This window comes from Janthinobacterium sp. EB271-G4-3-2 (assembly GCF_020858035.1).
Lineage (GTDB): Bacteria > Pseudomonadota > Gammaproteobacteria > Burkholderiales > Burkholderiaceae_D > Janthinobacterium > Janthinobacterium aestuarii.
The window spans coordinates 167,956-189,425 of record NZ_JACYMG010000004.1 but is presented as its reverse complement, the minus strand read 5'-3'; the positions used below and the strand labels follow the sequence as shown (position 1 = coordinate 189,425).

Annotated in this window: 17 protein-coding genes; 4 read left to right on the top strand and 13 right to left on the bottom strand. The window is 64.2% G+C overall.

Translation table 11 applies throughout. The features are described 5' to 3' along the window. Window position 1 precedes the first annotated feature (1 nt). From IGS55_RS11090 to IGS55_RS11040, 11 genes are all read right to left on the bottom strand, one after another. The gene (locus tag IGS55_RS11090; RefSeq protein WP_230516922.1) at window positions 2-895 is read right to left on the bottom strand and encodes an SMP-30/gluconolactonase/LRE family protein; all 894 of its coding nucleotides are present in this window, start codon (window positions 893-895) and stop codon (window positions 2-4) included. A 14-nt stretch (window positions 896-909) separates the two neighbouring features. Continuing rightward, entirely contained in the window at window positions 910-2,640 is a 1,731-nt protein-coding gene (gene araD / locus IGS55_RS11085) for an L-arabinonate dehydratase (RefSeq protein WP_230516921.1), read from the bottom strand. Then, window positions 2,637-3,650, bottom strand: coding sequence for a 2-dehydro-3-deoxygalactonokinase (locus IGS55_RS11080; protein WP_230516920.1), 1,014 nt, complete (start codon window positions 3,648-3,650; stop codon window positions 2,637-2,639). Before IGS55_RS11080 ends, araD begins: the two co-directional genes overlap by 4 nt. Window positions 3,651-3,734: 84 nt before the next feature. Beyond that, the gene (locus IGS55_RS11075) at window positions 3,735-4,502 is read right to left on the bottom strand and encodes an aldose epimerase family protein (protein WP_230516919.1); all 768 of its coding nucleotides are present in this window, start codon (window positions 4,500-4,502) and stop codon (window positions 3,735-3,737) included. Further along, a complete protein-coding gene (locus tag IGS55_RS11070; RefSeq protein WP_046681867.1) occupies window positions 4,499-5,698 on the bottom strand; it encodes a XylR family transcriptional regulator in 1,200 nt (399 codons plus the stop codon). The genes IGS55_RS11075 and IGS55_RS11070 overlap by 4 nt, the downstream gene beginning before the upstream one ends. A 32-nt stretch (window positions 5,699-5,730) precedes the next feature. Then, window positions 5,731-6,873, bottom strand: a complete 1,143-nt coding sequence (locus IGS55_RS11065; RefSeq protein ID WP_034783811.1) for a sugar ABC transporter permease — start codon at window positions 6,871-6,873, stop codon at window positions 5,731-5,733. Beyond that, window positions 6,870-8,441 (bottom strand): D-xylose ABC transporter ATP-binding protein, encoded by a 1,572-nt coding sequence (xylG, locus tag IGS55_RS11060; RefSeq protein ID WP_230516918.1) that lies wholly within the window; start codon window positions 8,439-8,441, stop codon window positions 6,870-6,872. The genes IGS55_RS11065 and xylG overlap by 4 nt, the downstream gene beginning before the upstream one ends. A gap of 197 nt (window positions 8,442-8,638) precedes the next feature. Beyond that, window positions 8,639-9,613, bottom strand: coding sequence for a D-xylose ABC transporter substrate-binding protein (xylF, locus tag IGS55_RS11055; protein ID WP_099377905.1), 975 nt, complete (start codon window positions 9,611-9,613; stop codon window positions 8,639-8,641). Between the two features lie 152 nt (window positions 9,614-9,765). Then, window positions 9,766-11,553, bottom strand: coding sequence for an IlvD/Edd family dehydratase (locus tag IGS55_RS11050; RefSeq protein WP_230516917.1), 1,788 nt, complete (start codon window positions 11,551-11,553; stop codon window positions 9,766-9,768). Next, window positions 11,550-12,317 (bottom strand): SDR family NAD(P)-dependent oxidoreductase, encoded by a 768-nt coding sequence (locus IGS55_RS11045; protein WP_230516916.1) that lies wholly within the window; start codon window positions 12,315-12,317, stop codon window positions 11,550-11,552. Before IGS55_RS11045 ends, IGS55_RS11050 begins: the two co-directional genes overlap by 4 nt. A gap of 27 nt (window positions 12,318-12,344) precedes the next feature. Continuing rightward, entirely contained in the window at window positions 12,345-13,505 is a 1,161-nt protein-coding gene (locus tag IGS55_RS11040) for a fumarylacetoacetate hydrolase family protein (protein WP_230516915.1), read from the bottom strand. A 429-nt stretch (window positions 13,506-13,934) separates the two neighbouring features. Between IGS55_RS11040 and chvE the strand changes: the two genes are divergently transcribed. The 3 genes from chvE (at window position 13,935) to mmsB (ending at window position 17,819) form a co-directional block, all read left to right on the top strand. Further along, complete coding sequence (gene chvE / locus IGS55_RS11035; protein ID WP_223278970.1) at window positions 13,935-14,957, top strand: multiple monosaccharide ABC transporter substrate-binding protein; 1,023 nt, start codon at window positions 13,935-13,937, stop codon at window positions 14,955-14,957. Between the two features lie 113 nt (window positions 14,958-15,070). Beyond that, complete coding sequence (gene mmsA / locus IGS55_RS11030; RefSeq protein WP_230516914.1) at window positions 15,071-16,612, top strand: multiple monosaccharide ABC transporter ATP-binding protein; 1,542 nt, start codon at window positions 15,071-15,073, stop codon at window positions 16,610-16,612. After that, entirely contained in the window at window positions 16,602-17,819 is a 1,218-nt protein-coding gene (gene mmsB, locus IGS55_RS11025) for a multiple monosaccharide ABC transporter permease (protein WP_230516913.1), read from the top strand. The genes mmsA and mmsB overlap by 11 nt, the downstream gene beginning before the upstream one ends. 49 nt (window positions 17,820-17,868) lie before the next feature. Here the strand turns inward: mmsB and IGS55_RS11020 are convergent, their stop codons facing one another. Beyond that, a complete protein-coding gene (locus IGS55_RS11020; protein WP_230516912.1) occupies window positions 17,869-19,500 on the bottom strand; it encodes an NAD(P)-binding protein in 1,632 nt (543 codons plus the stop codon). Beyond that, on the bottom strand, window positions 19,500-21,011 hold the full coding sequence (locus IGS55_RS11015) for a polyamine aminopropyltransferase (RefSeq protein ID WP_230516911.1): 1,512 nt from the start codon (window positions 21,009-21,011) through the stop codon (window positions 19,500-19,502). The genes IGS55_RS11020 and IGS55_RS11015 overlap by 1 nt, the downstream gene beginning before the upstream one ends. Before the next feature lie 60 nt (window positions 21,012-21,071). Between IGS55_RS11015 and IGS55_RS11010 the strand changes: the two genes are divergently transcribed. Further along, entirely contained in the window at window positions 21,072-21,458 is a 387-nt protein-coding gene (locus IGS55_RS11010) for a DUF350 domain-containing protein (RefSeq protein ID WP_070303236.1), read from the top strand. Window positions 21,459-21,470: the final 12 nt, after the last annotated feature.

Here is a 21,470-nt window from a genome sequence, read left to right as displayed (position 1 = left end):
GTCAGGCCGGCAGGGCGCCAAAGCGCACTTCCGGCAAACCGCGCACGCCCACCTGGCGCGCATGAAACAATCCGCCAGCCAGCGGTTCGCCCGCCAGCTGGGCCGGGGTCAAATTCTCCTGCGCCGTCGTGACGAACAATTCGTCGTAGCGCGGGCCGCCCAGGCTCACGCAGCTGGGCTGCGAGACGGGCAGGCTGATCTTGCGCTCGACGCTGCCGTCCGGCGCGAAGCGCAAGACCCTGCCCGCGCCCCACTGCGCGCTCCACAGGTAGTCATCCGCATCGATGGTGGCGCCATCGGCGGCCCCCGGTCCCGGGTCGAGCACGGCAAACACGCGCACCCGGCTCGCGTCGCCGCCCAGGTAATCGTCCCAGCGGTAGATCGCCCTCTTCATCGAGTCGCAGAAATACATGGCCGTGCCGTCGACGCTGAAGCAGATGCTGTTCGAGATGGCGATCTGCGGCAGCGGCAGCCGTTCCAGGGTCAAGTCCAGGTTGAGGCGGTAAAAGCTGCCGATGGCATCGCGGCACGGGCGCTCATCGAGCGTGCCGAAGACAAAGCGTCCCTGGCGGTCGCAGCGGCCGTCGTTCAGGCGCGTCATGGGCAAGTCCCCCTCCACCGTGTGCAAGCGCGTGACGGCGCCGCTGCGCGCGTCAAACCACGCCACCCCGGAGGCCAGTCCCAGCAGCAGCACCTCGTCGCTGTCCGTCAGCGCGAAACACGCCAGGCGCTCGGGCATGGCCCAACTCTGGCGCTCGCCCGTGGCCAGCACCAGCGCATGCAGCTGGCAGCCTTCGATATTCGTCCAGAAAACGCGGCCGCTGCGTTCGCACCAGCGCACGCCCTCGCCCAGGAAGTTTTGCGCATCGACCAGTAATTGCGCCTGTGTTCCCATGTCTATTCCTTCTTTCAGTGAGATTCGCGTGGTACTGCCGAACCACGGCAGCCGACGAGGAAGTCCAGATCCGCGCCTTCGTCGGCCTGCGTCACGTGCTTGATGTACATGGACTGGTAGCCGCCCTTCATGGCCGGTTCGGGGGCGCGCCATTCTGCGCGCCGGCGCGCCAGCTCGGCTTCGTCGACGTCCAGGTGCAAACGGCGTCCCGCCACGTCCAGTTCGATCATGTCGCCATCGCGCACCAGGGCCAGCGGCCCGCCCACGGCTGCTTCCGGCGCCACGTGCAGCACCACCGTGCCGTAGGCCGTGCCGCTCATGCGCGCATCCGAGATGCGCACCATGTCGCGCACGCCCTGCTCCAGCAGTTTTTTCGGCAGTCCCATATTGCCCACTTCGGCCATGCCCGGATAGCCCTGCGGGCCGCAATTTTGCAGCACCATCACGCAGCTGGCGTCGATATCGAGCGCGGGATCGTCGACGCGCTGTTTGTAGTGCTCGATGCTGTTGAAGACGACGGCGCGGCCACGGTGCTGCATCAGCTCGGGCGAGGCGGCGGACGGCTTGATGACGGCGCCGCGCGGGGCCAGGTTGCCGTGCAGGACGGCGATGCCGCCTTCGTCCTTGAATGGCTGCGCCAGCGGCGTGATCACCTCGGGATTGAAATTTTCCGCTTCGGCCACGTTGACGGCCATGGTCGCGCCCGTGACGGTGAGCGCCTCGCCATGCAATTTGCCCAGCAGGTCGCGGATGATCACGGGCAGGCCGCCCGCATAGTAAAAATCTTCCATCAGGTACTGGCCCGACGGCATCAGGTTCAGCAGGCAGGGAATGTCGCGGCCCAGGCGGTCCCAGTCGCCCAGGCGCATGTCCACGCCGATGCGCCCGGCAATGGCCAGCAAATGGATCACGGCATTGGTCGAACCGCCGATGGCGCCGTTGACCATGATGGCGTTTTCAAACGCTTCGCGCGTGAGGATCTGCGACAGTTTCAGGTCTTCATGCACCATGTCGACAATGCGCCGGCCCGTCAGCTGCGCCTGCAGCTTGCGGCGCGCATCGACGGCGGGAATGGCCGCGTTGCCGGGCAGGGTCACGCCCAGCGCTTCGACCATGCTGGCCATGGTCGATGCCGTGCCCATGGTCATGCAGTGGCCGGCGGAACGCGACATGCACGATTCGGCCTGCTTGAATTCGGCTGACGTCATGCGCCCGGCCCGTACGTCTTCGGAAAACTTCCACACGTCCGTGCCCGAACCGATCGGCTTGCCGCGGTAATTCCCGTTCAGCATGGGGCCGCCCGACAGCACGATGGTGGGCAAGTCCACGCTGGCCGCGCCCATCAGCAGGGCCGGGGTGGTCTTGTCGCAGCCCGTCAGCAGCACCACGCCGTCGATCGGGTTGGCGCGGATCGATTCCTCGACGTCCATGCTGGCCAGGTTACGGAACAGCATGGCCGTCGGGCGCAGATTCGTCTCGCCCAGCGACATCACGGGAAATTCGACGGGAAAGCCGCCCGCTTCGAGCACGCCGCGCTTGACCATCTCGGCCAGGTCGCGGAAATGCCCATTGCAGGGCGTCAGCTCGGACCAGGTATTGCAGATGCCGATGACGGGACGGCCATCGAAAGCATCGCCGGGATAGCCCTGGTTCTTCATCCAGCTGCGGTGAATAAAACTGTCCTTGTCGTCGCCACCAAACCACGATTGCGAACGCAAGGGACGCTTGTTCTTGTTGCTGCTCATACTGTCTCCTGCGGGGAAATCAAGCCGCGCGCGGCGGCGATCAGCAGCGCACCGTGACCGGCCAGATTAGCTTGCTGCTGGTCGTCGACGATGATGCGCTTGCCATAAAAAAATCCGTGTTCTTCGATCAGCAGCCCGAGCGCCTGGCGCAGCATGGGCTTGCCGGTAATGACGAGCGGGCTGTCGGGCCGCATCTGGATGGCGGTGCTGTTGCGCAGCGCCAGCAGGTCGCCGCTGAGGACGGCGCCCATCAGGAAATTGGCCCGCTCATTGCATTCGATGGCGCTGAACTGGCCCAGGGTGCGCACGCTGAAGCAGGCGCGCGCCAGCCCCGTTTTTTGCGCCGCGGCCGCGCCGGCCAGCAGCATTTTCGGCACCAGCGTCTGCGCAAAACCGCCATCGACCGATTGCTTGATCAGGGTGTGCTGCGTGATCGCCTGCAGCAGCTCGCCCGCGATGGTGGTGCTGCAGCCGAGGATGCGGCGCTGCTCGTCCACGCTGATCAGCTTGGTATGCGAGCCGGGCATGATCAGGGTCGCCGCGCCCCGCAACTGCAGGCGCTCGAGCAGCGCGACGACTTCCGTCTCTTCGCCGCGCATCATGTCCATCGCCTCGACGTTATGCAGGCCGACGGCGCCATGCTGGTTGCGCACGCCGGGAATCAGCCACAGGGGCTGGGGCAGCACGTCGGGCAAGTCCACCGCCTGCATGCCTTGCGCCAGCTGGGCCAGGCCCGCAGGCGCCGGCAGATGCGGCACTTCCCGCACGCCCATGGGCGAGGTGATCATGCCCGAGGCCAGCGCCAGGTCCACGTCGGACGACGCGATGCCGGCGCTGGCCAGCACGCTGGCGATGGTGTCGCGCAGCGCCTGTTTCAGCGCACCGTTATGGCCATCGATGGCGGTATTGCGCACGCCCGTTTCCAGCTGCGCCTGGGCGACGACGGCGCCTGCGCGCCACAGCAAGGTACGCGTATTGGTGGTGCCGGCATCGATGGTGAGTATGTTCATGGACAGGTTCGCAGCGTCGGTCAGGACAAAAATGAATGAGGGAAAAACTACCCCATGGTAGAACTGCCCCGCATATCTGACCAATCACTTATTTGACATCATTGATACCGGTTCGGATATGTCAAACGCATCGATATCCTGCACGCCCAAACGGTAGGCAAGATTGAAGCGCCTCACTTGTCCCGGCTGCAATTGCATGCCCTGCGCCAGCAGGGAAAAACAGCGCGCATCGGAATACAAATGGCAACTGTCCTGGGTGCTGGAAAAACGCAGGACCCGCCCCGAAGCGGGGTCGGCCACCCGCGCCGCCTCGCGCAGCTGGCCGCTGCCCGTCCAGTAAAAATCATGCCGGAATCCCGGCAGGTGCACGAGCGCGGGCCAGGCCAGGCGTGTAGCGAGCGGCGCCGGCTGGCGGAAGTCGAACGCGCTGCCCGCCACGTCGAGCGGAGCGCTGCATGCATGGCCGCCGGGCCAGTAGCGGTCGGCGGCCAGGCGCAGCACATGGTCGCCCACGGCCGCGCGGCTGCCCTGCAAATTGAACAGGGGCGCGGCCAGCGCAAAACGGGAAACCGTCTCGGCCGTGGCGGCGCAGTCGAGGTGCAAGCTGCCATCCTCGTCAAGCCGGTAGGCCAGGCGCACCGACAGGCCGTCGTGCGCCAGGTGCAGCAGCAAGTGGCCGTCGTCCGGCGGCGCGCACTGCCAGACGGTGGACGAGCGTGCCGCAGGGGGCGCGGCGCCCAGCACGTCGGCCAGGCGGCCATAGCGGTCGGGCGCCCACCAGGCCCGCACGCTGGCATCGTGCGCATCGATGGCCACGCGCATGCCGCGCGCATTGCGCAGCAGATGCATCATGGCGCCTGCCCGGGGGCTGGCGGCGGCCGGCTGCGCTGCTGGAATTCGCGCGGCGTGCAACCGAGTTCGCGCTTGAAGACGGCATGCATGTACTGCACCGTGGTAAAGCCGCAACGCACGGCCACCTCGGCCACCTGCCCCGGTCCGCGCGCCAGCAGGGTCTTGGCCGCATCGAGCTTGAAATGCAGGATTTCGTCGTGCACGCTGCGCCCCAGTTCATGGCGAAAATGCGCTTCGAGCGAGGAACGCGACACGCCCACGTAATCGGCCACCTGCTCCGTCTTGATGCCCTGGCAGGCGTACTGGCGAATAAAATGGCGCGCCTGCATCACCTGCGGATGCTGGAAAGGCTGGTGGCGCGTGGAAGCGAGCACGTTCAGGCCGGCCGGCGGCACGAGGATGCGCGTGCCGGACAGGCGCGCGCCATTCAACATCTGATGCAGCAGATGCGCGGCCGTGCGGCCCATTTCCTCCGTGCCCTGGATGACGGAACTCAAGGGAATACGCGTGAGCATGCGCGCCAGCGGGTCGTTGTCGATGCCGATCAGGGCCACTTGCTCCGGCACGGCGATCCCCGCGTGCATGCACGCTTGCAGCAGCTGGCGCGCGCGCGCATCGCTGACGGCGATGATGCCGACGGGTTTTTCCAGGCTGTTGAGCCAGGCGATCTGCTGCTCCACCGCTTCGTCCCACGACGGCGCGCTGGTGGCCACGCCCCGGTACACGTCGGCGCGCATGTGGTCGCGCTCCATCAAGGCGCAAAACGCCGTTTCGCGCTCCTGCGCCCAGCGGTTGACGTCGGCCTCGGGCAGGCTGAAACAGGCGAAACGCGTCAAACCCGCTTCCACCAGGTGTTCATAGGCCAGCTTGACGATTTTGAAATTGTCGGTCGCCACATACGGGATGCCGGCCGGGTAATCCTCGGCGCGCGCATACGAGCCGCCCACGGCCACCACGGGCAGGCGGCTGTGCGCCAGCGCTTCGCAGACGGCGGGATCGTCGAAATCGGCGATGATGCCATCGCCCTGCCAGCGTTCGATGCCAGGCAGGCGGCAGCGGAAATCCTCTTCCAGGAACAGGTCCCACGACACGCGCGTCGTGTTCAGATAGGCGGCGATGCCCGCGATGATGTCGCGGTCGTAGATTTTATTCCCGTTAAACAGCAGCGCGATCCGGTGCGCGGTCGGCATCTTCATGGTGTCTCCTCCCGTGCCAGATCGTTTCACGGCTATCTACGCCCCGCTCGCGTGCTGACATCGACCCACACGGCCAAAGTGAGGATACTGCCTTTCACGATCATCTGCCAGTAGGTGTCCACGTCCAGCATGGACATGCCGTTATCGAGGCTGGCCATCACCAGCGCGCCGATCAGGGCGCCGTACACGGTGCCCGAGCCGCCGCGCATCGAGGTGCCGCCGATGAAGCAGGCGGCGATCGCATCGAGTTCGCTGAAGGTGCCGGCCGATGGGGAACCTGCGGCCAGGCGGCCCGTGTTGATCAGGCCCGCCAGCGCGCACATCAGGCCCATGATGCCGAAGATCCACAGCTTGACGGCTTTGACGTTGATGCCGGACAGGCGCGTCGCTTCCATATTGCTGCCGACGGCATAGATGCGGCGGCCGAACACGGTCTGGCTCGTGATGTAGCTGAACAGTCCCAGCAAGGCCAGCAGCAACAGCACGGGCAGCGGGATGCCTTCATAGCCGTTCAGGGTTTGCACGAAGGCATACAGCACGGCGCCGATGACGGCCAGGCGCAAGCCGTCGGCCCAGGGCGCCGTCTGCGGCAAGCCATGCTGCGCACGGCTGGCGCGCGCGCGCCACGTCAGGAAGGCGGCCAGCAGGAACAGGCCGATGCCCAGCACAATGCCGGGCACCGCGGGCAGATAGCCCTGCCCCAGGTAGACCATCGGCTCGGAGACGGGCGCGATCGTGATGCCGCCCGTGATGCCCAGCAGGATGCCGCGGTACGCGAGCATGCCGCCCAGCCCGACGATGAAGGACGGGATGCCCCGGTACGCCGTCAGGTAGCCATTCAAGAGGCCGATCACCAGGCCGCAGCCGAGTACGGCCGCCAGGTTCAAGGCCAGCGGCCAGTGCTGCGTGACGTCCAGCACGGCGGCGATGCCGCCGAGCAGCCCCAGCAAGGAGCCGATCGACAGGTCGATCTCGCCGGCGATAATCACCAGCACCATGCCGCAGGCGAGGATGCCGGTGACGGACATCTGGCGCAGCAGGTTCGACAGGTTGCGCGGCGTGAGGAAACTGCCCTCCGTCTTCCACGAAAAGAAGGCCCAGATCAGCGCCACGGCGATCAGGAGGGCCAGCATCTTGTATTGGGTGAACAGCTGTTTGATACTGTGCGGTTTCATGCTGCGGGTTCCTTGTTTGCGGTGTTGGCGGCGGGCGCCGGGCGCTGGTCGAGCGCCGCCGCCAGCACGGTTTCCTGGCTCAGGCCATCGTTGATAAAATCGCCGCGCAGGCGGCCTTCGCCCATCACCAGCACGCGGTCGGACACGCCCAGCACTTCGGCCAGCTCCGACGAGACCATGATGATGGCCACGCCCTGGTCGGCCAGCGCCAGCATCAATTTGTAGATTTCATATTTGGCGCCCACGTCGACGCCGCGCGTGGGCTCGTCGAGGATCAGCACGCGCGGGCGCGTCAGCAGCATCTTGGCCAGCACGGCCTTTTGCTGATTGCCGCCCGACAGGCTCGTGATGGACAGCGACGGGCTGGCCGCCTTCAGTTCCAGCTTCGCGATCTCGCCGCGCACGGCCGTCAATTCCGCCTCGCCGTCGATGCGCGTGGCGCGCGTGAATTCCTCCAGCACGGCCAGGGTGATGTTCTGCCCCACGTCGAGGTCGGGCACGATGCCGTGGTGCTTGCGGTCTTCCGGCACCATGGCCAGGCCCATGGCAATCGCCTTTTGCGGCGAGCGGGTATCGATCTTGCGGCCATCGAGCCACACTTCGGCCTGGCACGGCCCCTGGTAGGCGCCGAACAGGGCCGAGACGAGCTCCGTGCGCCCCGCTCCCACCAGGCCGGCGATGCCGAGGATCTCACCCTTGCGCAGGGTGAATGACACATCGTCGACCCGCTTGCGCTGCGGATTGTCGGCATCGATGCAGCTCACGTGGCGCGCCTCGAACAGCACTTCGCCGATAGGTGCCGGCTGCGCACGCTGCGGATACAGCTGGCTCATTTCGCGGCCCACCATCTGCGCGATGATGCGCTCGACGTTCATCTGCGCCATCGGCGTGGTGGCGATATGCTTGCCGTCGCGGATGACGACGATGGTGTCGCAGATGGCCGCCACCTCATCGAGCTTGTGCGAAATGTAGATGCAGGTGACGCCCTTGGCCTTCAACGCGCGCAGGATATCGAGCAGCACGGCGATTTCCGACGCCGTCAGCGACGACGACGGCTCGTCGAGGATCAGCAGGCGCGCATTCTTGTTGAGCGCCTTGGCGATTTCCACCAGCTGCTGGTGGCCGCCGCCGTAATTCATCACGGGCTGCGCCACGTTCAGTTCGGGAATTTTCAGTTCGCGCAGCAGCTCGTCGGCGCGCTTGTACATGGCCGCGTAGTGCATGCGCCCGCCTGGCAGGGTCAGTTCGCGGCCCATGAAGATATTCTCGGCCACGGACAGCTGCGGCACCAGCATCAGCTCCTGGTGGATGATGATGATGCCCGCGTCTTCCGTGTCGCGGATCGATTGCGCACGCAGGGGCTGGCCATCCCACAGGATCTCGCCATCCCAGGTGCCATGCGGGTACACGCCGGACAACACCTTCATCAGGGTCGACTTGCCGGCGCCATTCTCGCCGCACAAGCCGATGCACTCGCCGGCCCGCACCTGCAGGTCGATGCCGTCAAGCGCGCGGACACCGCCAAACTGTTTGACGATGCCTTTCATTTCAAGCAGATAGTCGGACATGCTCACTCTCGTTGCGGATACGGGGGAAATGTCGGATTACGCGGCGCCCATGGCGCCGCTAATCCGACCTACGGTCGATGCGGACGGCCGACACCACCACCGGCGTTTCCGGAGCCGGCGATTGTCGGATAACGGCCGATGCGGGCAATCGTAGGTCGGCTTAGCGCGCAGCGCGTAAGCCGACATCGAGCGGGTAATCAATTACCCAGCTGCGCCTTGGTATAGAAACCGTCGTCAACGAGAATGTTCACATTCGCCTTGGTCAGCGGCGTTGGTTTCAGCAGCACCGTGCTGACCTTTTTCAGGCCGTTGTCATAGCTGGAGTTGTAGGCCGGCTTTTCATTGCGCGCCAGTTGCACGGCCAGCTTGGCCGCTTCGGCGGCGATGGTTTTCAACGGTTTGTAGACGGTCATCGACTGCGTGCCGGCGATGACGCGTTTCACGGCCGCCAGATCGGCGTCCTGGCCCGAGACCGGCACCTTGCCGGCCAGTTTTTGCGCGGCCAGGGCCTGGATGGCGCCGCCGGCCGTGCCGTCGTTCGAGGCGACGATGGCGTCGATCTTGTTGCCGTTGGCCGTCAGCGCGTTTTCCACGATGGACAACGCTTCGGTGGCGCTCCAGTCCTTCACCCACTGCTGGCCGACGATCTTGATGTCGCCCTTGTCGATGAACGGTTTCAATACCTTCATCTGGCCTTCGCGCAGCATCTTGGCGTTGTTGTCGGTCGGCGAGCCGCCCAGCAGGTAGTAATTACCCTTCGGCTGCAGCTTGGTCACGCCTTCGGCCTGCATCTCGCCCACTTTCTCATTGTCGAACGAGATATACGCGTCGATATCGGCGTTCAGGATCAGGCGGTCATACGACAGCACCTTGATGCCGGCCTTTTTCGCTTCCTTGACGGTGTTGTTGAGGACTGTGGCGTTGAACGGCACGATCACCAGTACGTCCACGCCGCGCGAGATCAGGTTTTCGATCTGCGAAATCTGGCGCTGTTCGCTGGCGTCGGCCGATTGCACGAAGACCTTGGCGCCCTGCTTTTCGGCGGCGGCGATGAAGAAATCGCGGTCGCGCGTCCAGCGCTCCACGCGCAAATCGTCGATGGAAAAGCCGATTTTCGGGTTTTTCGCATCGGCCAGGGCGGCGCTGCTGCTCAATGCCAGCATGGCGGTCATGATGGCTGCACTGATGATCTTGTTCATTGTGTGTCTCCTTGTGGATTTTATTAACAACGTTTTTTAACTGCGGGTACTGCTGAAAATTTTTATGTCTGTGGTGGTGTCGGGTCACGCGCGGAGCGCTAACCCGACCTACCGCGACCTGCCTGCTAATGGTTGTGGCGTGGCAGGGTCTGGCCCACGGCGCGGTATTTCAGCGCCAGCTCCATGCAGGCGCCCGTTTCCAGCTGGCCCACGCTGGCGCGGTAGATTTCCTGCCACGGCGTGGCGCTGTCGTTGACGGGCGGCGGCAGCTCTTTGGCGCGGCGCGCCAGTTCAGCGCCATCGACCAGCATGTCGCACTGGCCCGCGGTCAAGTCCACGCGGATGATGTCGCCCGTGCGCAGCAGCGCCAGACCGCCGCCCACGGCGCTTTCCGGCGACGCGTTCAGGATCGAAGGACTGTCCGACGTACCCGACTGGCGCCCGTCGCCCAGGGTCGGCAGGTTCAAAATGCCGGCCTTGAGCAAGGCGTCGGGCGGCTGCATGTTGACCACTTCGGCCGAACCGGGCCAGCCCACGGGACCTGCGCCGCGCATGACCAGCATGCAGCTGTCGTCGATGTTGAGCGCAGGGTCGTTGATGCGCGCGTGATAGTCGCTTGAACCGTCAAAGACGATGGCGCGCGCCTCGAACACGCCTTCGCTGCCGGGACGCGACAAGTAGCGCTCGCGGAAAGCGGGCGAAATCACGCTGGTCTTCATGATGGCGAAGTCGAACAGGTTGCCCTGCAAGGCCATGAAACCGGCCTTTTCCTTCAGCGGCGCGGCAAACGGGCGGATCATCTCGCGATCAGTACTTTCGCGTCCGGCCAAGTTCGCCGCCATGCTCTGGCCCGTGACCGTCAACCGGTCCGCGTGCAGCAAGCCCGCCTGCTGCAACTCCCACATCACGGCCGGCACGCCGCCGGCGCGGTGGAAGCGCTCGCCCAGATACTTCCCGGCCGGCTGCATGTTGAGCAGCAGCGGCACGTCGTAACCGTGTTCCATCCAGTCGCTCGAGTGCAGTTCCACGCCCGCATGGCGCGCCATGGCCATCAGGTGCGGCTGGGCGTTGGTGGAGCCGCCGATGGCCGCGTTGACGATGATGGCGTCCAAAAACGCTGCGCGCGTGAGAATGCTCGACGGGCGCACGTCGTCCTGCGCCATGCCGACGATGCGGCGCCCCGTTTCATAGGCGATCTGGCCCCGCTCGCGGTATGGCGCGGGGATGGCCGAGCAGCCCGTCAGCGACATGCCCAGCGCCTCGGCCAGCGCATTCATGGTCGATGCCGTGCCCATGGTGTTGCAATGGCCGGCCGACGGCGCAGAGGCGGCGGCGATTCGCAGGAATTTGTCGTTGTCGATCAGGCCGGCGGACAGCTGGCGGCGGCCCTTCCAGATGGCGGCGCCGGAACCCACCAGTTCGCCGTCCATCCAGCCGTCGAGCATGGGACCGCCCGACAGCACGATGGCGGGAATGTCCACCGTGGCGGCGGCCATCAGCTGGGCCGGCGTGGTCTTGTCGCAGCCCGTCGTCAGCACCACGGCGTCGATCGGGTAGCCATGCAGGATTTCCACCAGGCCCAGATACGCGAGGTTGCGGTCCAGCGCGGCCGTGGGACGGCGGCAGTTCTCGAAGATCGGGTGCAGCGGGAACTCCATCGGGATGCCGCCCGCATCGCGGATACCGTCGCGCACGCGCTGGGCCAGTTCCAGATGGATGCGGTTGCAGGGACTGATATCGCTGCCGCTTTGCGCAATGCCGATGATGGGCCGGCCCGAACGCAGCTCCTCGGCCGTGATGCCGTAGTTCATGAAGCGTTCGAGGTACAGCGCCGTCATGTCGATATGGTCGGGATTGTCGAACCAGTCCTGCGAGCGGAAACGCCGCGCCTGGGGTTTGCCTGCGGTGCTCATGCGCCGTACCAGCCTGCGTCGACGTAGTATTCGCGTCCCGCGCACTTGGCCGCGTTGTCCGACGCGAGGAACAACGCCAGCGCCGCCACGTCTTCCGGCTCCACGCGCAGCTGCAGGCATTGGCCCTGCAGGATCACGGCTTCCGCTTCCGGCGTATGCCACAGCTTTTCCTGGCGCGGCGTGCGCACGGCGCCGGGAATGATGCAGTTGACGCGGATGCCGTCGACGCCCAGGTCGCGCGCCAGGCCGCGCGTCAAGCCCTCGATGCCGGCTTTGGCCGTCATGTAGATCGACAGGCGCGCTTGCGCCAGGTGCCAGGAAATCGAGCCCAGGTTGAGGATCACGCCGCTGCCCTTGGCGCGCATGGCCGGCGCCACGGCCTGGGCGCAGAAATACTGGTGGCGCAGGTTGACGGCCATGCGCTCGTCCCAGTAGGCGGGCGTGACGTCCTGCAGTTCGTGGCGGTCGTCATTGGCCGCGTTGTTGATGAGGATATCCGTGGCGCCCGCGCTGTGTGCGATCTCGGCGAAGGTGGCGGCCAGGGCGCCCAGGTCCGTCAGGTCGCAATAGCGGAAAACGGGCGGCTGCGGCAGGTGGGCCAGCTTTTCCTGCAGCGCCAGCGACGCCTCGCGGGCGATGTCGAGAAAGGTGACGTGGGCGCCCTGGCGCGCGAACGCCTCGACGATGGCTACGCCGATGCCGGTGCCGCCGCCCGTGATGACGACGCGCTTGCCGGCCAGGCTAGGGTAAGTTGCATGCTGCATGGTGTCTCTCTTTTTAAAATAATCGGATCAAAGCAAGCCGCGTTGCGCCAGGTTCTGGTACAGCGCGCGCACGCCGAACGTCCAGGGGGCAATCGCATCGCAGCGCTGCACTTCGTTGACCAGCGCACCCAGCGAGGCGCTGGCAATCGTCACGCGGTCGCCCAGGTGGTGCGTAAAGCCGCCGCCCTGCGCGCCGCGGTCCTTTACGGGCGAGAACATGGTCCCGAGGAACAGCATGAAACCGTCCGGATACTGGTGGTACTGGCCTGCCGTCTGGCGCACCAGGTCAAGCGGGTCGCGGCTGATTTCGCGCATGAAGCTGGCGCCTTCGAGCACAAAGCCGTCGTCCGCGCCTTCGATCAGGAGCGACACTTCCTCCTCGCGTACGGTGTCGAGCGTGAAGTGCTCGTCGAACAGGCGGATGAAGGGGCCGATGGCGCAGGAGCCGTTGTTATCCTTGGCCTTGCCCAGCAAGAGGGCGCTGCGCCCTTCGATGTCGCGCAGGTTGACGTCGTTGCCCAAGGTCGCCCCCAGCACCTCGCCACGGCTGTTGACGGCCAGGACGATCTCGGGCTCCGGGTTGTTCCAGGCGGACGATGGCAGCAAGCCCACCTGCGCGCCGCAGCCGACCGACGACATCGGCTGCGCCTTGGTAAACACTTCCGCATCGGGGCCGATGCCCACTTCCATGTATTGCGACCAGGCGCCGCGTTGTTGCAGCTGCTGTTTCAAACGCTGCGCCGCGTCCGAGCCAGGCTTCAGTGCCGACAGGTCGCCGCCCAATGTCATTTGCAGGGCCGTGCGCAGGCTCGCCGCGCGCGCCGCGTCGCCGCCCGCCTGTTCCTCGATCACCCGTTCGAGCAGGCTGACGGCGAAAGTCACGCCGCAGGCCTTGACGGCCTGCAGGTCGCACGGCGCCAGCAGAAACGGCTCACCGGCCGGCGCGGCCAGCGCCTGCTCCAGCAACGCCTGCACGGGACCGAGCGCGATGCCGGGCGCATGGCGGACGATCTCGAGCGCATCGCTGCGCTCGAACAGCTCTGCCACCGTCGCCACCGTCTGCGTGATGTCGACCACTTCGCCGCCGCGCACGGCGACGACGCACGGGCCGTCACGCCAGATGCGGCCGACAAGAAGGGCCTGCGCCAGGTCGGCGGGCAACAAAGAAGCGGGGGAAATCGGCTGCATGGCAAGCTTTCAAAAGGTCGTGACGGGATGGCCGGTGTTCAAGTTCGGACCGATTCTGCGCGCCGCCCTGTGTCGCCGCAATTACGAAAATCACCAAATTGAATGATGATTATTGGTATTGCAGTGCACCAAAAAAAGCCGCCGCCCAGCCCCCGTTTCCGCCCTGTCAGCAGGCGGAAAGGCGTGCCATGGCGCATTGCATCAATTGACCCATCGATATCGTTTTGGATATCAGCAATGCGAAAAAAGTGATTGGTGAGGGATGGATGGACAAACTAGTATCAGCCGTGGCCTGCAGTCGGCCATTCGCACGGAGCCCGCCCACTGGACGACGGCCCTGGCACATTCAACTATCGAAGACGGTGGAGACCTGAAATGAAAACAACAATGAAAATGCTGACCGCGAGCCTGGCGCTGGCCATCTCCGGCATGGCGGTAATGCCCGTGGCAAGCGCCGCAGACAAGGGCGCGATCGGCATCTCGATGCCGACCAAATCGTCCATGCGCTGGATCGCCGACGGCGACAACATGGTCAAGGTATTCAAGGAGCGCGGCTACAAGACGGACTTGCAGTTTGCCGACGACGATATCCCGAACCAGCTGGCGCAGGTGGAAAACATGATCACCAAGGGCGCCAAGGTGCTGGTGATCGCCGCCATCGACGGCACCACCCTGTCGAACGTGCTGCAAAAAGCGGCCGACAAGGGCATCAAGGTCATCTCGTATGACCGTTTGATCCGCGGCACGAAAAACATCGATTACTACGCCACCTTCGACAACTTCCAGGTCGGCGTGCTGCAAGCGGGCTACATCGAATCGGCGCTGAAACTCAAGGAAGGCAAGGGCCCGTTCAATATCGAACTGTTCGGCGGCTCGGCCGACGACAACAACGCGCACTTCTTCTACAACGGCGCGCTGTCGGTGCTGAAACCGTACATCGACAGCGGCAAGCTGGTGGTGCGCTCGAAGCAGATGGGCATGGAAAAGGTCGCCACCCTGCGCTGGGACGGCGCCGTGGCGCAAGCGCGCATGGACAACCTGCTCAGCGCCTACTACGGCAATGCCCGCGTCGACGCCGTGCTGTCGCCATATGACGGCTTGAGCATCGGCATCCTGTCCTCGCTCAAGGGCGTCGGCTACGGCACGCCGAAGCAGCCGTTCCCGGTGGTGACGGGCCAGGATGCGGAAATCCCGTCGGTGAAATCGATCATCCGCGGCGAACAGGCATCGACCGTGTTCAAGGACACGCGCGAACTGGCCAAGGTCACGGCCAACATGGTCGACGCGATGATGAGCGGCAAGACGCCGACCGTCAACGATACGAAAACCTATAACAACGGCGTGAAAGTCGTGCCGTCCTACCTGTTGAAACCGGTCACCGTCGACAAGGCGAACTGGAAGCAGGTGCTCGTCACCGGCAGCGGCTACTACACGGAAGCGCAAGTGAAATAAGCATCCAAGGTACTGAAGGCCCGGCCCTGCCGGGCCTTTCGCTTCACGCACTATCAAGAACAAGACTGCCGCACGACCGATGCCGACCAGCGCGGCCGTGCCAGAGAGGTTATATGACGAACACTATCCTGGAAATGCGCGGGATACGCAAAACATTCCCGGGCGTCGTTGCGCTCGACAATGTCAACCTGCGGGTACGCAGCGGCGAGATCCACGCCATCGTCGGCGAAAACGGCGCCGGCAAATCGACCCTGATGAAAGTGCTCAGTGGCGTCTACGGCCATGGCAGCTATACGGGCGACATCGATTACCTGGGCCAGACGCGGCACTTCCGCGGCATCAAGGACAGCGAAGAAATCGGCATCATCATCATCCACCAGGAACTGGCGCTGGTGCCCCAGCTGTCGATCGCCGAGAATATCTTCCTCGGCAACGAACCGTCCAGCATGGGCGTCATCGACTGGGAATACGCGCAAGCGAAGACGCGCGAACTGCTGCACAAAGTCGGCTTGAAAGAGTCCCCTGACACCCTGATCACCAACCTGGGCGTGGGCAAGCAGCAGCTGATCGAAATCGCCAAGGCGCTGTGCAAGGACGTCAAGCTCTTGATCCTCGACGAGCCGACGGCCAGCCTGAACGAAAGCGACAGCGCGGCCCTGCTCGACCTGCTGCTGGGCCTGAAAGCGCAAGGCATCGCCTCGATCCTGATCTCGCACAAGCTCAATGAAATTTCAAGAGTCGCCGATGCCATCACGGTGCTGCGCGACGGGAACACGGTCGACAGTTTCGACTGCCGCGTGGAGCCCGTCAGCGAAGACCGCATCATCGAAAAAATGGTCGGACGCGAAATGGCGGACCGCTATCCGCCGCGCACGCCGACGATAGGCGAGACCATTTTCGAAGTACGCGACTGGCGCGTCTTCCATCCCGAGCATGCCGACCGTCCCGTCATCAAGGGCATCAACATGCATGCGAAAAAGGGAGAGATCATCGGCATCGCCGGCTTGATGGGCTCCGGGCGCACGGAACTGGCGATGAGCATTTTCGGCCGCGCCTACGGTCAGCGCATCAGCGGCACGGTGCTCAAGAATGGCCAGGAAATCGACGTCAGCACCATCGGCAAGGCGATCGCGCACGGCCTCGCGTATGTCACGGAAGACCGCAAGGGCCTGGGCCTGATCCTCGAGGAAGACATCCAGAAGAACACCAGCCTGGCCAACCTCGATGCGATTTCCAGGCACATGGTGATCGACGAGCAGCGTGAATTCAGCGTGGCCGAGGATTTCCGCCGCAAGCTCAAGACACGTTGCTCGAGCGTGGCGCAGAAGGTGGTCAATCTGTCCGGCGGCAACCAGCAGAAAGTGGTGCTGGCGAAGTGGCTGTTTTCGCGCCCCGACGTGCTGATCCTCGATGAACCGAGCCGCGGCATCGACGTGGGCGCCAAGTACGAGATCTACAGCATCATCAGCGACCTGGCAGCCGAAGGCAAATGCATCATCATGATCTCGTCGGAAATGCCGGAATTGCTAGGCATGTGCGACCGGATCTATGTCATGAACGAAGGCCGCTTCGCGGCAGAATTGAGCGCGGCAGAAGCATCGCAGGAGCGAATCATGCGCGCGATCGTTACACACGGAGAAAACAATGGACAATAAATTGACAGCAGGCGCGCCGGCAGCAGCAGCGCCAGCGGCCGCGCCGCAAGCGAAAAGCTATGCCGGCTTTTTGAAGAACAATATGCGCGACTACGGCATGCTGCTCTCGCTGATCGTCATCATGGGCTTTTTCCAGTACATGACGGACGGCACCCTGATGCAGCCGCTGAACCTGACCAACCTGGTGCTGCAAAACAGCTACATCGTCATCATGGCGCTGGGCATGCTGATGGTCATCGTGGCCGGCCATATCGATTTGTCCGTCGGCTCCGTGGTCGGATTCGTCGGCGCGCTGGCGGCCGTCCTGATCGTCAACTACAACATGAATTTTGTCGCCGCCAGCATCCTCTGCCTGCTGGCCGGCGCCGTCATCGGCGGCGCGCAAGGCTATTTCGTCGCCTTCTTCAAGATCCCGTCCTTCATCGTCACCCTGGCCGGCATGCTGGTGTTCAAGGGCCTGACCCTGGCACTGCTGGCTGGCCAGTCGGTCGGCCCCTTCCCGGAAGGCTTCCAGATGCTCAGCTCCGGCTTCCTGCCCGACCCGTTCGGCGGCGAAAACCTGCGCGGCCTGTCGCTGCTGCTGGGCGTGATCGCCGCCGCGGCGCTGATCGTCACCTCGCTGCGCAGCCGCGCCAAGCAACTGAAACACGGCATGGAAAACGAGCCGCGCGCCTTCTTCCTGCTGAAAAACGCGGTCTTCGCCGCCGTGATGGTGTATTTCAGCTATCTGCTGGCGTCGTACCGCGGCTTTCCCAACGTGCTGGCCGTCATGTCGCTGCTCATCGTCGCCTACACCTTCATCACCAACCGCACCGTGCTGGGCCGCCGCGTGTACGCCGTGGGCGGCAACGAAAAGGCGGCGCGCCTGTCCGGCATCAAGACGGAACGGGTCAGCTTCTACACCTTCGTCAACATGGGCATGCTGGCCGCGCTGGCCGGTCTGATCTTCGCGGCGCGCCTGAACACGGCCACACCGAAGGCCGGTACGGGTTTCGAGCTGGACGTGATCGCTGCCTGCTTCATCGGCGGCGCCTCGGCCTCGGGCGGCGTGGGCAAAGTGATGGGTGCCGTCATCGGCGCCTTCATCATGGGCGTGATGAACAACGGCATGTCCATCATGGGCATCGGCATCGACTACCAGCAAGTGATCAAAGGCCTGGTGCTGCTGGCGGCCGTCTTCATCGACGTCATCAACAAGAACAAGTAGACCGGTTCGAGCCTTAGGGGGCTCTGGCCGGCGCTTGCGCCGGCCTTTTTTATGCGGCGGCTAAGCGCGCCGCACGGTCGCCCCACCACGCCGCTTCTTCAAACACGGAAAAGCCCGACAGATCGGCATGCGCGAACAGGATGGCGCCGTCGTGCTCGCGCAGCGCTTTCAGCCCCGCATTGCTGCGAAATCCCGGCAACGGTGCCGCCATGGCGTGGCCGCGCACGGTGATGTCGACCCGTTCGACGCAATTGGCAAAATCGCGTCCATACGCCGTCTTCAAATCGACGCTGGCCAGCGCCAGCAATTCTTCGGGGCTGGCCGTATCGAGCCATTTGCGCGCTTGCCGCGGTGTGCGGTCGGACAGGGCCACGTAGGCGCTGAAGACGGTTTTCTCGGGCGGGCGCACGCGGATGTCCTGGTGCGTGGAGACGACATAGCCGAGGCCCGGCTCCTGGTACACCACGTTGTCCCAGCACAGGGGCGCATGCGGCAGTTCGTCGGGAAAGCGTTTAAGTAAAAAATTCGCCACCAGCCATGGCGCATACGTGGGCGTATGGCGCTGCGCGTCGAAGCCATAATCGGCGATGTTCTTCACCACGCGCGCCGCCACATACAACGGCATGGCGCAGATGGCCTTGCGCGCCTTGACCAGGTAGGTGCGCGGCTGGCCGTCGACCAGTTCCAGGCACAGCGCTTCCACGCCGTTGGCCGTCGTCGTGAGGGAAACCACCGTGCCCGCGTGGCGCTGGACCTTGGACGCCTGTTCCATGGCCGTGGCGACCGGTTGCATGCCGCCCGGCCAGGTCAGCCAGGCGCCATTGCCCGCGTTGGCCGCCTGGCCCCAGCGGCTGCAGTAGTAATGCAGGCCGGCCCAGGCCGAGACCTGGTCGTAGCGCGTGCCGTAGTCGTCGCGGCAGCAGTAATTCAAATACCAGTGCAAGGTGGGCGAGGTATAGCCTTCGCGTTCCATCCACTGTTTCAAGGTGATGGTATCGAGCGCCTGCCAGGCCGGGTCTTGCGACGATTCCATGGTAGGAAAAACGAAGACGCGCTTGCCATCGTTGCCATGCGCCTGGCGCAAACGCCGCACCTCGGCAAAGAAGCGCTCGTGCTGCGCCAGTTCATCGGCGGAGATGCCTTCGGTGGGAATGAAGCCGTCCTGCCACTGGCCGTTGAACAGCAAGCGCTCCTCCGGCGCATGCAGGATGTAGCGCTCGTCGTAAGTGGGCTTTTCCGCCTGCGGATCGCGCTCGATGATGCCCAGGTCGAACAATATCTCTCGCACATGCGTCGATTCGGGCGAAGGCAGCGGCAAATAATGGCCACCCGTGGGATAAGCGAGGTCGCCGAAATGGCCGCCGGCCGCGTTGCCGTAGGGCTGGGGGCCGTCGACCATGAGGAAATCCTTGTGCCCCAGTTTATTCAGCCGCCAGGCGGCCGTCAGACCGGCGATGCCCGAGCCGAGGATGGCCACGTCTGTGGTGATGGTTGCCGAGGGCGCCGGCAGCGCCTTGCGCTCGCGCAGCAGCTCACGCAAATAATGGCCCTCGCTGCGGCCCGGGTACAGCACCCTGGGCGTGATTTCCTGCCAGCGCAGATACGCGGCGATGCTGCCGATGCCAGCGGCGGCGGCCGCCGTGCCGCCGGCGGCCCACAGCATGAAGGAGCGGCGCTGCATCAGCGGATCACCCGGTTCCAGTCCTGCTCGAATTCATGCACGAGCGACTGGGTGTTGAGGCGATTCGGCGCCATCGGCAGCGGCTGCATGTCGGGCGGGAAGATGAACATTTCGCGCGTGGTGTCCGCATTCAGGTAGCGCATGGGCAGGCGGTATTTCGTCGGCGGTGTGTAGTCGAACTGCGGCGAGGCGAGGATAAAACCCCATTCGCCGAACGAGGGCACGTAGGCGTGATAGGGCCAGGTGCGCATGCCCACTTCGCGCAGGGTCGAATTGATGGTCCAGTAGGCGTGCGGGGCAAAGAACGGCGACGTCGATTGCACCACCATCAAGCCCTTGGCCGCCAGGTGCTTTTTCACCAGGTCGTAGAACGGCACCGAATACAGTTTGCCGAGCGCGAAGCTGGACGGATCGGGGAAATCGACAATGGCCGCATCGAACATGTCGCCGTTATTGCGCAGCCAGACGGCGGCATCGGCATTGACGACGGTGACGCGCTTGTCCGAGAACGAATTGTTATTCAGCTTCGCCAATTCCGGGCGCGTGGTGAACGCGGCCGTCATGGCGGGGTCGAGGTCGACCACGGTGACATGTTCGATGTGGGGATAACGGAGGATTTCGCGCAGGGCCAGGCCATCGCCGCCGCCCAGCACCAGCACGCGGCGCGCCCACGGCAGCGCTTCGAGCACGGGGTGCACCAGCGCCTCGTGGTAGCGGTACTCGTCGCGCGAGGAAAACTGCAGGTTGCCGTTGATGTACAGCCGCGTATCGTCCTTCCAGCGCGTGATCACCAGGCGCTGGTAGGGCGTGGTGGTGGAATACACGATCTGGTCGCCGAACAGGCCGTGCTCGCCCCAGGCCACCATGCGGTCGGACATGGCAAAGCCGGCGATCAGCAGCAGCATCACGGCGCAGGCGCGCAGCAAGCGGCCCGTGAGGTTCTTCAGTTCCGCGCGGAAGACATAGATGCTCCAAAGGCCCACGCCCACGTTGAGCATGCCGAACAAAAAGCCCGTGCGCACCAGGCCCAGATGCGGTGACAGCACCAGCGGGAACAGCAGGGAAACGGCCAGCGCACCCAGGTAATCGAAGGTGAGCACGCGGCTGACCAGTTCGGAAAATTCCGTCTGGCGCGTGTTCAGGGCACGCATCACCAGCGGCACTTCCATGCCGACCAGTGCGCCGATCAGGAACACCATCACATACAATAAGGTGCGAAATGGCGCCGCCATCCACGAAAACGTCATGAACAGGATGGCGGCCGACAGGCCGCCGATCAGGCCCACGGCCAGTTCGATGTCGACGAAGCGCGAGAGCACGTCGTCGTCCTTCACGTACTTGGAAAAGTGAGCGCCTACGCCCATGGCAAACAGGTAGCAGCCGATAATGGTGGAAAACTGCAGGATGGAATCGCCGAGCAGGTAGCTGGACATGGCGCCGGCGATCAGTTCATACGCGAGGCCGCAGGAGGCGACCACGAAGACGGACAAAATCAGAATCTTTTTGTTCATTGGACTTTTTTTTGTTCTAATATGCGTTGACGTTATCAAATACTCATTGCGAGGAAAGCCGTGCCCGCCATCCTAAACTATCTGATCCATCTTATACTGGCCGCCGCGCTGCTGATTGCCTTTTTTATCATCTACACGCGCGTCACGCCGTATAACGAAGTGCTGCTGATCCGCCAGGGCAACCAGGCGGCGGCCCTGTCGCTGGGCGGCGCGCTGCTGGGCTTTTCCGCCACCATCGCCTCGTCACTGATGCACACTGCCGACTACCAGCAATTCTTCGCCTGGGCCTTCGGCGCCATGGTGGTGCAATTGCTCGCCTATGTGGTGACCACGCGTTTGCTGCGCATGTCGAAGGACCAGATCGAATCGAACAACAGCGCTTTCGGCGGCCTGCTGGGCGCCATTGCCCTGTCGATCGGCGCCATCAACGCCGCCTGCATTTCCTGACACCGCTTTATC